The following is a 12,881-nucleotide window of genomic DNA, read 5'->3' as shown; positions in this document are numbered from 1 at the left end:
TGGATACAACCAGGATATAAGAGCAGAGATCAGAGCTGTTGCAGGCTGGCCAGCAAACGGTCCATCGCCCGATAACCCAGGGCCTGGGCCAGATGGCGCCGCTCGACCATGGGGCTGAGCTGCAGATCGGCTATGGTGCGCGCCACTCGTTGCAGCCGATGAAAGCTGCGCACCGATAATCCCAGCTGATTGACACTCTGTTCGAGAAACGCCAGATCGCCGGGTTTGAAACCTGCCTGCTTCAATGCCTTACTGCCCAACTGACTATTGAGTACGCCGGCGCGGCTGAGTTGCAGCTCCCGCGCTGCCGCTACTCTGGCGGCTATCTGCTCACTGGTTTCACCCTGCGCCGCCTCTGAGGTCAAGGCGCCTGGCGGGAGTTTGGGCACCTCAATGGTGAGGTCGAATCTGTCAATGAAAGGGCCTGACAGCCGGGCCAGGTAACGGCGGATCTGCTCTGGGCTGGCGCGGCTTCCCGGGCCGGCATCTCCACAAGGGCTGGGATTCATGGCGGCGATGAGTTGAAAACGGGCATCGAAGCGCAGTTTGGCTGCGGCGCGGGAGATGATGACATGGCCGGTTTCCATGGGTTCACGCAAGCAGTCGAGTACCTTGCGGGGAAACTCGGCAATTTCATCGAGAAACAGCACTCCCAGGTGAGCCAGTGAAATCTCGCCGGGTTTGGGAATCGAGCCGCCACCCACCAAAGAGATGGCCGAGCTGGTGTGGTGCGGAGCGCGAAACGGGCGGCGATAAAACTCCCCCGGCTCAGTAGCCATACCGGCCACTGAATGAATCGCAGCCACTTCCAGCGCCTCTTCATAACTCATGGGGGGCAGGAGTGAGATTATCCGGCTGGCCAGCATGGTTTTGCCTGTGCCAGGTGGCCCCAGCATCAGCAGGTTATGCCCGCCGGCGGCAGCGATTTCCAGTGCTTGTTTGGCTTGATATTGGCCTATGACCTCCGACAGGCAGTCACTCGAGTTCGGCTTGGACTGTTCCAGCCATTCGGTTCCCGGTACTATCCCCGGCAGGGTTTGCTGTCCATGCAGATAGGCGGCGATATGTTGCAGGTGCTGGGCCAGGCAACATTGCCGGTAGCCCACCAAATCCGCCTCACTGCGGTTATCCTGTGGCAACACCAGTTTGATGCCTCTTTGACGGGCGGCGATGATCACCGGCAGGATACCAGTGCAGTGCCTGACCTCACCGGACAGCCCAAGCTCACCGACAAATTCATGATCGTCCAGAGATTTCAGTGGCAGTTGCCCGGATGCTGCCAGAATACCAATGGCAATAGGAAGGTCGTAACGTCCACCTTGCTTGGGCAGATCGGCCGGTGCCAGATTGATGGTGATCCTGCGCATGGGGAATTCAAAACCCGCATTGATTATGGCGCTGCGGACTCTTTCTCTGGCTTCCTTGACCGAAGCTTCCGGCAACCCCACCAGATTGAAGGCCGGCAGGCCGTTGGAGAGGTGAGCTTCGACCAGTACCTGAGGCGCCTCCACACCTTTGGCGGCTCGGGTGGCAACTCTGGCTATGGGCATAACAGTTCCTTTGTAGTGCGCTTCCCTGATTCAGTAGAGTGTAGCAGTTGCCTGGATTTACAGTGGCTTGAGGGAATAGCGGTTCTGGCCTTATCGACAGAGGTTTCCAGAACCCGGGAATGGACTGCACCAATAGCTATCACCCTGGAAGGCGGGATTAGATGACTTTCTTCATACACCTTAGACTGGTGTCTGTTTCATTGGAGAAGCAGAAAATTTGGTCGACCAAAGTGTAGTGCCACACCACTTTATAGTCAGTCGCCAGCAAGAGCTTCAACAGTGACAGTGCAGGGTTGGCAAACAAGACTTCCAGCGAATCGGCTGAGACAGGGTAGACTTTAACCTGTTCGACCTGAACTGCATTGTCGTGCAGTACCAGCCTGGAGACCTTGCCGGAAAAGAGTATTTTCCCATCCGTTTTTTCTTTGTTGTCACTCAGTTGCAACAGCCCCCAGAAGCTTTCTGAATCAATATCTATGTAGAGGGAAAAAGTGATGCGCTTGACCTGCTTATCAGGGCCTTCTACTTCCTTGATCATCTGGTACATGCCATCTATGTCCTGAACCTCGTGATAGTCATATAGAAGGTTAATGATGATGGAACTCAGCAAGAGGGTTAGAGGGATGGTGATTGGCAGCAGTTTCTTTAACTTTGGCATACAGTTCCATCCTTCAGCTTATTGAGTATTGAGGCATCTGCATAACTGACATAGGTATTAATACTGTTATGCGATTTATTAATGCAGTCGATCGAAAATAAACCTGATCTATGGCTCAAGATAATAGTGTCTCTGTTATCCTTTATTGTTCTCCCAATTTCATAGAAGTCTACAGTGCCAATGAGTTGATAGTTTAGTTCTTCAATGACTGAGTTTATGGCTTGCTTGTCTATTGTGTTCTTGATCCTTGATATAGTAATTATCTTATTTATTCCGTTGGTGTATATTTTTATTCTGGGTGGTGTGTGTGTCAGCGCTTTTGTTATTGCGAATGGTACAAAGAATAATGCCAATGATATGCTTGTGATATACAGAATTCGTCTTAAGCTGAAGTTGGTCTTTTGTGGGGTAGGCGTTACCGCTTCAGTATAAACGGGATTGATGTTGTCATTGATGAACTCCAGCTGGATATTGCCCTGAAGTGTATCAAGGCCGTAACCAAAACCTTTCTTGGTGAATATAATGTTGTTGCCGGAAATCTCTCTGAATATTCTTCTCAGATTGGCAATGGCAACTGGAATGGAATTTGGGGAAACAATTCTTCCATGCCAGCCGGCATCCAAGAGTTTATCTCTGCTTACTGCTTGGCCTCGACTGAGGTATAGCTCTTTTAATATATAAAATTCTGGAATTGAACATTTATATCCTTTGGTGTCTGTTTTGATAATTGGGTTGTCGTTGTTTTGGCGAGCTGTGATTATTTTCCTACCTTTAGTGATGTCCATTTTTATTCCTATTGTTTTTGTTTTTAATTTAAGTTTCTACATGTTTTACGCCCTAATAATAAGTAATAAAAAATCCTGTTGTTGAGATAATGTTTCATTAATCAATAGAGTGTTAATTTTGCAAGTTATTGATTCTTAAGCTCAATGCCTGTGTTGTCAATAGTGGGTATCCCTTAGGCTCCATTTATTAGTTTTTATAACTGCGGGATTAACTCCACTGGTGAGAATCTCTGCCTTGATCCCGCAAAATGCATAGTGTTAACCGAATGCTGGTCTGTTTGCCGGGTTGTTGCTGTTCAGTGCTATCAAGGGGGAAACATGCTCACGCAGCAGAGATGTGACAATACGGATTCCGGCAATGAGTCGGGCAGCATAGGCAAGCTGTTTAATGAGTACAATAACGCACCATTAACTGAAGCCCATTTTCAGGAGATAGTTGCCAGAAAAATAAGCGGCTGTGCCCAAGAGGTGGCTTATGAAGTATTATTCAGGCCTGGAAAGCTATGCTTAAGTGTGGAAGGCTTCTATGCTAATCTGCATCAAAAAGAGCTATTGAATTTATCTCTGGAGCAGTTGCATCAATTGGCGGCTATTGATTACAGGCATCTCGATGTTTTGGCCCTGGCTGGCCACAAAATTGCACGGCTGTTTATCAATATAGAAGCTAGAATCATCTCCTCTTTAGAGGCTGAATTGGTTTGGCTAAAAGAAACATTGAAACAACAAGAGGTGGAGTTGGTTGTTGAAATTACGGAACGTTTGTCAGCCAAGATTGCTACAACTGCTTTTGCCAGTATCGCCAAGTTACATGATTTTGGTGTTAAATTTGCTTTGGATGACTTTGAGCCTAAAGGTGATTTGAGACGGCATTGGATTAATACTGCTTGCGTCGATTATATCAAATTGATCCTTCCCCGCGGTTTTGAAAAATCAGAAAAAGTCAGGCTGGATTTTATTGACTATATATATCAATTAAAAAATCAGGCTCAGGTTAAGGTGATTGTTGAAAAGGTAGAGACGCTGGAGCAATTTTTGGCGATGGAGTTGGTACCCTATGATGGTCTGCAGGGATACCTGTTTTCCCAGCCGGAAAAGCTGGCGCAAATAGAGTTGCACCGGCATGCCTTTGGGTGACATCGCAGGCGCTAATTCACTTGTTTAACGGATAAAAAAGGTCACTGTCACGGCAAAAATTTCTCGTTATCTGAATGTAAAATCTACTGATAGATTGTGTGAGACTTCTCTGTGCTGCCCCATGGGATGGCACTATACTCACACAAGGAAACAAGATGAAAAGCTTAACTCTGCTGCTGGCCGGTATGTTACTCAGTGGTGCTGCCCTGGCAGCCGATGAAGAAAACGCCCTGCCTCAAGCCAGTGAAACCGATATTCAACAACTGCAGCAAGCCTGTTTGCAAATGGCCGATGAAGACGCGGTGCCAGCCGAAGAACGTCAGGAATATCTGCTGACTTGCGTTAATGATCAACTCAACGAAATGGGTTATCAGCTTCTGGAAAGTCTGCCAGAGGTTAATTAATCTCCACAAGGGCAGCCCATCTGTGTTTTAATTCTCCGGTATACGATATGCATTGTTTGCTGGGGGATGGATGCCTTGCTGTTGAGTCTATTTAATACGTGGTGGGGTGATTTATTCACTCCACCACGTAAACTCCTTTCCCTTTTTCTGCTTTTGCTGACGGTTTTTCTAAACTACCCGACCAAGGTATTGGCTCAAGCTCAGCCGTTACGGGTTAGCTTTATTAATCCAGGCTCTGCTCAGGAGAGTTTCTGGGGCGATATAGATAAGCTGATGTTGGTGGCGGCGGCCGAGCTCAACATTGAGTTGGAAATACTGCATGCCAACAGGGATCATTTCAGGATGATAGCCCTGGCACAAGAGTTGGCGGCTCGCGAGCAATTGCCCCGGTATGTCATTTTGGTCAATGAAAAAAATGTTGCTGCAAAAATGCTGGCAGCCTTTGAAGGGCTACCCTTTAAAACGCTACTGCTGCTCAATGATATTGAGCCCAAGGCGCGTCATTCATTGTTGCAGGAGCCTTATTGGCAGCAGCATTTGCTACCGCCATTGGTACCGGACAATGAAAGAATAGGTTTTCTGACCGCCCAGGCACTGTTAATGCAAATGGGGAATAAGCGGCAGGGCAAGGTATTATTGATCTCAGGTGACAAGGGGACACCGGCGTCTATCGAACGGACTCAAGGAGCTTTAAACGGTTTTCGGCAGGCGGGGATAGAACCGCTGCAACTCGTCTATGGTCACTGGCAAGAGCAAAGAGCCAGGGCGCAGACCCAGGTGTTGCTGAATCGTTACCCCGGGCTGGAAGGGATTTGGACCGCCAACGATCATATGGCCTTTGGTGCCATTGCGGCATTGGAGGACAAGGGGCTCAGGCCTGGAGAGGATATTTTCATCGCCAGTATCAACACTTCCTCCAAGGTACTTGATTGGCGTAGTCAGGGGCACATCAGTGTCTTGGGCGGCGGTCATTTGCTGGCGGGGGCAGAGGCGCTCATGCGCATCCGTGACGACAGCGAGGCCAGGCCATGGAATGAGAAGGTTCCCCCAATGTTCAGGCTTCTGGTGCCGGGCACTGAGCCTTTCAATCTGCTCGAGCAACGAAATTGGCGGGCACTGCTCGCCTGGTACCAACAGACATCGGAAGTAACGCATTGAAACAAAGCTCCGTCATCAGTCACAAGATGACCCTGGTTATCATAGGTGTCAGTTCATTTTTTGCCTTGGTGACCATGGCGGCCCAGCTGTTCTGGAACTATCAGGATGGCGTTGAAGGCAGCAATCGCAGGTTACATGAATATGTCGAGGCAAATCTGCCCGGCATGGCGCAGGCCATTTGGGATGTGGACCATAAGCTGCTGCGGGACATACTGATTGGCATAGGCATGCAGCCCTATGTTTCCGGCGCGTCTTTGTCCAGTGCCGACGGGATTGCCCTGCAGGTGGGAAATAATCAGGCCCAGGATAATGAAACCTTTCTGTTTCCAATCATCTACCGTCAGCAACAGATAGGTGAGCTCAAGGTTCAGCGCAGCCGCAACCAACTCTATTATGAGTTGTGGCGACAGATGATTCTGATCGTCGTGGGTAATGGCTTGAAAACCCTGCTGATGATCTATGTGATTCTGACGCTGGTGCGCAGCCTGGTTACAGGAAGGCTGGCGGCACTGGCCGCATACGTCAACCGCATAGATTTGGGGCAACCGCGAAAAGTGCCCTTGCCCGATGCGGTTGGTGCGGCGAATCAGGATGAAATTGGCAGTGTCGCCCGCGCCATAGAGCAGATGTATCGACGTATTAGAACCGATTTTGCCCGCAAACGTTGGCAACAGAGACATCTGGCCCGGGGGCAAAGGCAGTTGTCTGAGTTGGTAGAGCTAAGCCATAAGGAGCTGGCTTGGCAGGCCAGAGCCAATGAGTTGTTGGCGGATCTGTCATTACAATTTTTGAAGTTGCAGCCGGGAGAAGTCAATCAGGCCCTGGCCGATGTTGGCCGTCAGATTGCCGAATTGTTTGCCGTCGAACGGGTCGCCTTGTTGGAGATAAAAGAGCAGCAACTCTGCTACCGCAGTGTCTGGAGCCGCCGGGGTGACCCTCAGGCTTCACGCTATATAGATATCAGTGAGTTGAATCGTTTTTCAGAGCAGCTCAACTCCCGCCAGATGATGGTGGTGGAAGATGTGGAAACCCTGAGGCCAGAGGCGGATGCGGAATATCGTCTGCTCAAGCAGTTGCAGTTACGTTCCCTGGCACTGTTTGCCATTACCGATGGTCACGATCTGTTGGGGGTATTGTCGCTGAGTAATGGTCAATCACCTCAGTCATGGCCGCAGTCCCGCCGTGCCATGCTGACCCAGTTTGCCGCTGCGCTCAATGAACTCTTGGTCAGGGAGCGCAGGGATTTGCAGATGCTGGGGCTGCAGCGGGAACTGTTGGGGCTGAATCACAAGCTCAAGCAGCTGTCGGAAACCGATGAACTTACCGGGTTGGCCAATCGCCGCCCCTTTACCGAATCCCTGGCGCGGCTGCTGGCCTCGGAAGAAGCCGGTGCACTGATCATGCTGGATGTGGATCACTTCAAGGCCTTCAACGACAGTTTCGGTCATCCGGCCGGTGACAGTGTGCTGCAGCGCCTGGCGCAGACCATGCAAAAAGCGCTTCCTGAATCAGCCTTGTTGGCCAGGGTCGGCGGCGAGGAATTTGCTTTGGTCTTGCCGGGAGTCGACCGCCGGCAAGCCAAGGATTTGGCTGAAACCCTGTTGAATCGAGTCAGGGCGTTGCAGATCTCTCACGCAGCATCGCCCGCAGGCATAGTCACCATAAGTCTTGGGCTGGCACTTCTGCCCCGGGATGAACAGGATTTGAGTGAGGTTATTCGAGTGGCAGACAAGGCGCTTTATCAGGCCAAGCATCTGGGACGCAACACTTGGTTTCTGGCGGAATAACACTTGGTTTCTGACGGAGTAACGCGGGGATCAGTGGCCGGTGAAAGTTTGCAGTAACAGCTGCAGTTCGCCGCTTTTTTCCAATTGGGTTACACCGGTATTGAACTCTTCCAGCAGCGCCATCTTGTGTGGGCTTTGCCTGGAAACCAGCATATAGAAGGGTTCTGGCCGAGTGTTGGGAATGGCTTGCGTTGCCAGCCCTATGACCTGTGGGTCGCGATCCATCAGTTTTAAGGTACCGCTGAAAATCTCCAGTCGTGCCAGAAAGAAGTTACACCGGCCCCGGATCAATAATTCGGGGATCAACGGCAGATCTTTGCTCAGGGACAATGGCTGAGAGTTGTCCCAACCGAAGTTACGATAATTGAAACCGCGAATGCCGCAAACTGTGCCCAGCTGTGCCAGCTCGGTCAGTGAGTTGAACCTCAAGCCCTGCGGGAAACGACGCTTGAGAAAGACCACCCCCGGGGTGAGATAGTAATAGGAGCGCGACAGCAGGAACTTTCGCCGTCGCTCGGGATTGGCCGAGGCGCTCATGGCTGCGTCTATCTTGCCCTGTTCCACTTCCAGCATGCACCTTGGCCAGGGAAGGGTGATTATTTGCAGTTGCCAGCGTGGTGGCGTAAACAGCCGATAAAGCAGCTGAATGTCATAGCCGTCACTATCGTGGGTCTTGTAACCATCGACTCTGGAAAAGTAATTGAAGGGGGGAAATTCAGACTCTTCGACACATATCCTTAACTTAATGCCGTTAGAGTCTTCTTCAGCCATTGAAACCGGTGAGATAAGCATCACTGTCAAAAATGCCGCAAACGGATATAATGTAAACTTCATTCCGGTAAAAGAGGCCTGCAATGGGTTTCTTGGAGTATAGCAAAGCCACTCAATTCGCCATGTAATTGTCCATACCGGTAACCAGTTCGCCTTTCTGACCTCCCAGTCATTCCATTTTCAGGCCTGGATAAGGGCACGGCATAGAAGCGCTTTGTAACTAACCTAAGGTGTTGTATGAGTTTATTCGATAATTTGGTGATTATCTTTTGCCTGATCGGAACCAGCTGCTTTTTTTCCATGTCTGAGATTGCTCTGGCCGCATCCCGTAAAATCCGTTTACGGCAGATGGCCGAGGAGGGAGACTTGCGCGCCGAAAAAGTATTGGCGTTGCAAACCACTCCGGGCAGTTTTTTCACCGTAGTGCAGATTGGTCTCAATGCCGTCGCCATCATGGGGGGGATTGTCGGTGAGTCTGCTTTTACCCCTTACTTCGCAGCGGCTTTGGCCCATGTGATCCCTCAGGCTTGGGTCGGACAGCTAAGCTTTGTGTTGTCCTTCGTGCTGGTGACCAGCCTGTTTATTCTGATTGCCGACCTGATGCCCAAACGGGTTGCCATGGCCTTACCGGAGAAAGTGGCGGTTAACTTGGTGAACCCCATGCTGATATGCATCACCCTACTGCGCCCCTTTGTGTGGATCTTCAACGGCATGGCCAACGGTATCTTCAAGCTATTGCAGATCCCCACTGCCCGCAATGATGAGATCACCCCGGACGATATCTACGCCATCATGGATGCCGGTGCAGAGGCCGGTGTGTTGGATAAGGGCGAGCAGCAGATGATAGAGAATGTGTTCGAGATGCAATCTGTCAGTGTTACCTCGGCGATGACCGCCCGTGAGAGCCTGGTGTATTTTCTGCTGCAGGACGACGAAGACACTATCAAGAAAAAAATCGCCGAGGATCCGCACAACAAGTTTTTGGTCTGTGATGGTCAGCTGGACAATATTAAAGGGGTGGTAGACGCCAAGGAGCTGCTGATCCGGGTGATCAACGGCCGCAAGATAGATTTGAAAGATACCTCGTTAGTACGCAGCAGCCTGATTATTCCCGACACCCTGAGCCTATCGGAAGCCATGGAGTACTTCCGTCATCACAGGGCCGACTTTGCCGTGGTGATGAATGAATACGCCCTCGTGGTGGGGATAGTGACTACTGACGATCTGCAAAGTGCGGTAATGGGCGCCTGGTCGCTGCATGAAAGTGAAGAGCAGATAGTGCCCCGCGACGCCAATTCCTGGCTGGTGGACGGGGTGACGCCGATAACCGACGTGATGCGTGCCTTTGGTATTGAGGAGTTCCCGCAAAACCAAAACTATGAAACCATCGCCGGTTTTATGATGTACACATTACGCAAGATCCCCAAGCGCACCGATTCGGTCAACTACGCAGGTTATAAGTTTGAGGTGGTGGACATAGATGCCTACAAGGTAGACCAGTTGCTGGTTACCCGCCTCTTGCCTCAGGAAGATCAACTGCCCAAGGATGAAGAGTCACTCGATATTTAAGGTAAGCTCGAAGGGCGTGGCATACAGACCATAGATTGAGTTATGCATCTTGCAAAGGACTCGGTCGTAGGCGGTAAAGCCCGCGCCGACTTTCCAAGCCGAGCTTAGGGAAGGTGCGAATAAGTCCTCGCGGCACTCTGGCTTACACAGCAATTGGCATTCAAGGCATCTGACTGAAGGCATGCCGGGGCCTGTCGAAGTCGGATAACGCAGAGAGCCGATTGCTGTGCAAGCCCCGAAGGGCGTGGCTTACAAGCCTGCCTGCGGTGTTGTGCTTCTTGCAAAGGACTAGGGCCATTTGCTGCGAACCACGCCTTGTATCCAGGCCTGTAAGCCGACGCAGAGCACGCATGGGACTTGTTTGCACCTTCCTTAGCTAAATCACTTCCAGAAACGCACTCACCAAGGGATCCTGGCGCCGCTTGGCCTTGCAGCAGCACCCCAGTTCAAAGGGGGCTATCTCGGCCGGTGAGGCCAGGGTTTTTATCCTCTCGCCCAGTGGACTGTTGGCTACCACTACATCCGGAGTGATGCTGACACCGCAGCCCAGAGCCACCATGGGCACTATCGCCTCGTGGCCCGATACCTGGGCATAGATATTGGCCTTGATCCCCATCGCCTTGAACCAGCGTTCGGCCCGTAAACGCCCGGGGCCGTGGTCTGGCACGATAAAGGGCAGTTGCTCCCAGGGAATAGGATTTTGCGCCAGCAGCGACTGCAACTGACAGTTGATGGTGGGCGCGATAATCGACAGTGGCACCTCTCCTATGGGGGCAAAGTGCAGACTCGGCGGAAAGTCCTGCGGCAGAGCGGCGATGGCGATATCCGCCCTCTGCTGCTGAATTTCCTGCACCGCATCGGCGGCATCACCCGTGGTGAGTTTGATATCGACCAGGGGCTGCTGGCGGCGAAACTTATCCAATAGGGCCGGCAGGTGGCTGTAGGCGGCTGTGACTGAGCAATAGAGTTGCAATGTGCCCCTCAGCAGCTTTTGCTGCGGATCCAGCTCGCGGCGCAGCTCCTGCCACTGAGTCAATGTCTGGCTGGCGAAGCGGCGAAAGGCTTCGCCTGCGTGGGTCAGGGTAACGCTGCGGTTGTCCCGCTCCAGCAGCTTGCAGCCCACTTCATCTTCCAGCCTTTGCAAGGTGCGGCTTAAGGTTGAAGGGCTGACATGCATCCGGGTGGCGGTGCGGGAAAAATGCAGGGTGTCGCAGAGATCCAGATAGAGTTTTATCGCCCGAATATCCATGCCGTTTTGCCTCTCTTTTTGTTGCGTTTTGTGCAACATGACATGCCGAATATATCATTTCAAGCAATTTAAACCATGGGCTATAGTGATTTGCATCACTGAGCCGTTTCGGCTTGGTCCCAGGAATTCGGTTAAACAGGTGGCTAAGATGGCAAATTACTTCAATACCCTGAATCTGCGGCAACAGTTGGCACAGTTGAGCCAGTGCCGTTTTATGGAGCGCAGCGAGTTTGAAAACGGCTGTGACTATATCAAGGACTGGAATATTGTCATCCTTGGCTGTGGTGCCCAGGGCCTGAATCAGGGGTTGAACATGCGTGACTCAGGGCTGAACATCGCCTATGCCCTGCGCAGCGAAGCCATAGCCGAGAAACGCGCCTCCTGGCAGCGAGCCACCGAAAACGGTTTCAAGGTAGGCACCTTCGAAGAGCTGATCCCCGGGGCCGATCTGGTACTGAACCTGACACCTGACAAGCAGCACACTCCTGTGGTCAATGCGGTAATGCCCTTGATGAAGCAAGGTGCGACCCTGTCCTATTCCCATGGCTTCAACATAGTGGAAGAGGGGATGCAGGTGCGCCCGGACATTACTGTCATCATGGTGGCGCCCAAGTGCCCCGGTACTGAAGTGCGTGAGGAATACAAGCGTGGCTTTGGGGTACCGACACTGATCGCAGTGCATCCTGAGAATGATCCCAATGGCGACGGCCTGGAGATAGCCAAGGCCTATGCCAGTGCTACCGGCGGCGATCGCGCCGGCGTGCTGCACTCCTCGTTTATCGCCGAGGTGAAGTCGGATCTGATGGGCGAGCAGACCATTCTCTGCGGCATGCTGCAGACGGGAGCGATTCTGGGTTATGACAAGATGGTGGCCGATGGCGTTGAGCCGGGTTATGCCGCCAAGCTTATCCAGCAGGGCTGGGAAACCATCACAGAGGCGCTCAAGCATGGCGGTATCACCAATATGATGGATCGCCTGTCCAACCCGGCCAAGATCAAGGCGTTTGAGATTGCCGAAGAGCTTAAGGTGTTGCTGACTCCGCTGTTTGAAAAACATATGGACGACATCATCAGCGGCGAGTTTTCCGCCACTATGATGGCCGACTGGGCCAATGACGACGCCAATTTGCTGCGCTGGCGTGAAGAGACCAATAACACCGGCTTTGAAAAGGCGCCGACCTGCGCCGAGCAGATAGATGAGCAGACCTATTTCGACAAGGGGATCTTGCTGGTGGCCATGATCAAGGCCGGGGTGGAACTGGCGTTCGATACCATGGTGGATGCCGGGATCATCGAAGAGTCGGCCTATTACGAGTCGCTGCACGAGACGCCGCTGATTGCCAACACCATAGCCCGCAAACGCCTCTATGAGATGAACGTAGTGATCTCGGATACCGCCGAATATGGCTGTTACTTGTTCAACCATGCCGCCGTGCCGCTGCTGCGTGACTATGTTAACGCCCTCTCTCCCGAGGTCCTGGGCGCCGGTCTCAAGGATTCGGGCAATGGGGTCGATAATCTGCGTCTGATCGAGGTCAACGAAGCGATTCGCCATACGGCCGTCGAATATGTCGGTGCCGAACTTCGCGGTTACATGACTGAAATGAAAAGGATAAACCTGCAAGATTGACGTAAACGTTAGCTTAATTGCCGCCGGCGGCAATTAAGCTGTTTAGGCGAGCCATTGCCGAGGGTGCCATAGCCAGGCCAAGTTGGAAGATTTTCAGGTTGTGAATTTTTTTGTTGTGTTCTGAAAACACTTTATGGTAATGGTTAATAAGTGCGCTGCCAAAGGGCTCGCCAAGCAGATAAATTG

General features: G+C 51.8%; 11 protein-coding genes. 6 read left to right on the top strand and 5 right to left on the bottom strand.

The features are described 5' to 3' along the window. Window positions 1-29: 29 nt before the first annotated feature. The 3 genes from ACWAU4_RS20160 to ACWAU4_RS20150 form a co-directional block, all read right to left on the bottom strand. Entirely contained in the window at window positions 30-1,550 is a 1,521-nt protein-coding gene (locus ACWAU4_RS20160) for a YifB family Mg chelatase-like AAA ATPase (protein WP_107352469.1), read from the bottom strand. A gap of 157 nt (window positions 1,551-1,707) precedes the next feature. After that, window positions 1,708-2,208 (bottom strand): hypothetical protein, encoded by a 501-nt coding sequence (locus tag ACWAU4_RS20155; protein ID WP_054744206.1) that lies wholly within the window; start codon window positions 2,206-2,208, stop codon window positions 1,708-1,710. Further along, on the bottom strand, window positions 2,196-2,993 hold the full coding sequence (locus tag ACWAU4_RS20150) for a winged helix-turn-helix domain-containing protein (protein WP_025010078.1): 798 nt from the start codon (window positions 2,991-2,993) through the stop codon (window positions 2,196-2,198). Before ACWAU4_RS20150 ends, ACWAU4_RS20155 begins: the two co-directional genes overlap by 13 nt. Window positions 2,994-3,311: 318 nt before the next feature. Here ACWAU4_RS20150 and ACWAU4_RS20145 point away from each other — a divergent pair, with 318 nt between their 5' ends. From ACWAU4_RS20145 to ACWAU4_RS20130, 4 genes are all read left to right on the top strand, one after another. Continuing rightward, on the top strand, window positions 3,312-4,127 hold the full coding sequence (locus ACWAU4_RS20145; protein ID WP_144226303.1) for an EAL domain-containing protein: 816 nt from the start codon (window positions 3,312-3,314) through the stop codon (window positions 4,125-4,127). Window positions 4,128-4,282: 155 nt separating this feature from the next. Continuing rightward, the gene (locus ACWAU4_RS20140) at window positions 4,283-4,531 is read left to right on the top strand and encodes a hypothetical protein (protein ID WP_025010076.1); all 249 of its coding nucleotides are present in this window, start codon (window positions 4,283-4,285) and stop codon (window positions 4,529-4,531) included. Between the two features lie 189 nt (window positions 4,532-4,720). Beyond that, complete coding sequence (locus tag ACWAU4_RS20135; RefSeq protein WP_181317053.1) at window positions 4,721-5,689, top strand: ABC transporter substrate-binding protein; 969 nt, start codon at window positions 4,721-4,723, stop codon at window positions 5,687-5,689. Beyond that, entirely contained in the window at window positions 5,686-7,476 is a 1,791-nt protein-coding gene (locus ACWAU4_RS20130) for a sensor domain-containing diguanylate cyclase (protein WP_208125198.1), read from the top strand. The genes ACWAU4_RS20135 and ACWAU4_RS20130 overlap by 4 nt, the downstream gene beginning before the upstream one ends. 30 nt (window positions 7,477-7,506) lie before the next feature. Here the strand turns inward: ACWAU4_RS20130 and ACWAU4_RS20125 are convergent, their stop codons facing one another. After that, window positions 7,507-8,310, bottom strand: coding sequence for a substrate-binding periplasmic protein (locus ACWAU4_RS20125; protein ID WP_208125197.1), 804 nt, complete (start codon window positions 8,308-8,310; stop codon window positions 7,507-7,509). Window positions 8,311-8,484: 174 nt separating this feature from the next. On the opposite strand from ACWAU4_RS20125, the gene paeA reads away from it, so the two are divergent. Next, window positions 8,485-9,816, top strand: coding sequence for a polyamine export protein PaeA (gene paeA, locus ACWAU4_RS20120; protein WP_025889658.1), 1,332 nt, complete (start codon window positions 8,485-8,487; stop codon window positions 9,814-9,816). A gap of 376 nt (window positions 9,817-10,192) precedes the next feature. Here paeA and ilvY read toward each other — a convergent pair whose 3' ends face one another. Beyond that, entirely contained in the window at window positions 10,193-11,065 is an 873-nt protein-coding gene (gene ilvY / locus ACWAU4_RS20115) for an HTH-type transcriptional activator IlvY (RefSeq protein ID WP_096142464.1), read from the bottom strand. Between the two features lie 148 nt (window positions 11,066-11,213). Between ilvY and ilvC the strand changes: the two genes are divergently transcribed. After that, on the top strand, window positions 11,214-12,695 hold the full coding sequence (gene ilvC / locus ACWAU4_RS20110) for a ketol-acid reductoisomerase (RefSeq protein ID WP_101056448.1): 1,482 nt from the start codon (window positions 11,214-11,216) through the stop codon (window positions 12,693-12,695). Window positions 12,696-12,881 lie beyond the last annotated feature (186 nt).

Source organism: Shewanella sp. FeAMO (genome assembly GCF_053653955.1).
Note: the sequence above shows the minus strand (reverse complement) of the source record. Positions and strands in the feature narration are given on the sequence as shown.

Coding starts and splice junctions, on each gene's coding strand:
- ACWAU4_RS20160 (WP_107352469.1), bottom strand. CDS start 1,550: ATGCCCATAGCCAGAGTTGCCACCCGAGCCGCCAAAGGTGTGGAGGCG.
- ACWAU4_RS20155 (WP_054744206.1), bottom strand. CDS start 2,208: ATGCCAAAGTTAAAGAAACTGCTGCCAATCACCATCCCTCTAACCCTC.
- ACWAU4_RS20140 (WP_025010076.1), top strand. CDS start 4,283: ATGAAAAGCTTAACTCTGCTGCTGGCCGGTATGTTACTCAGTGGTGCT.
- ACWAU4_RS20125 (WP_208125197.1), bottom strand. CDS start 8,310: ATGAAGTTTACATTATATCCGTTTGCGGCATTTTTGACAGTGATGCTT.
- ACWAU4_RS20150 (WP_025010078.1), bottom strand. CDS start 2,993: ATGGACATCACTAAAGGTAGGAAAATAATCACAGCTCGCCAAAACAAC.
- ilvC (WP_101056448.1), top strand. CDS start 11,214: ATGGCAAATTACTTCAATACCCTGAATCTGCGGCAACAGTTGGCACAG.
- ACWAU4_RS20145 (WP_144226303.1), top strand. CDS start 3,312: ATGCTCACGCAGCAGAGATGTGACAATACGGATTCCGGCAATGAGTCG.
- ilvY (WP_096142464.1), bottom strand. CDS start 11,065: ATGGATATTCGGGCGATAAAACTCTATCTGGATCTCTGCGACACCCTG.
- paeA (WP_025889658.1), top strand. CDS start 8,485: ATGAGTTTATTCGATAATTTGGTGATTATCTTTTGCCTGATCGGAACC.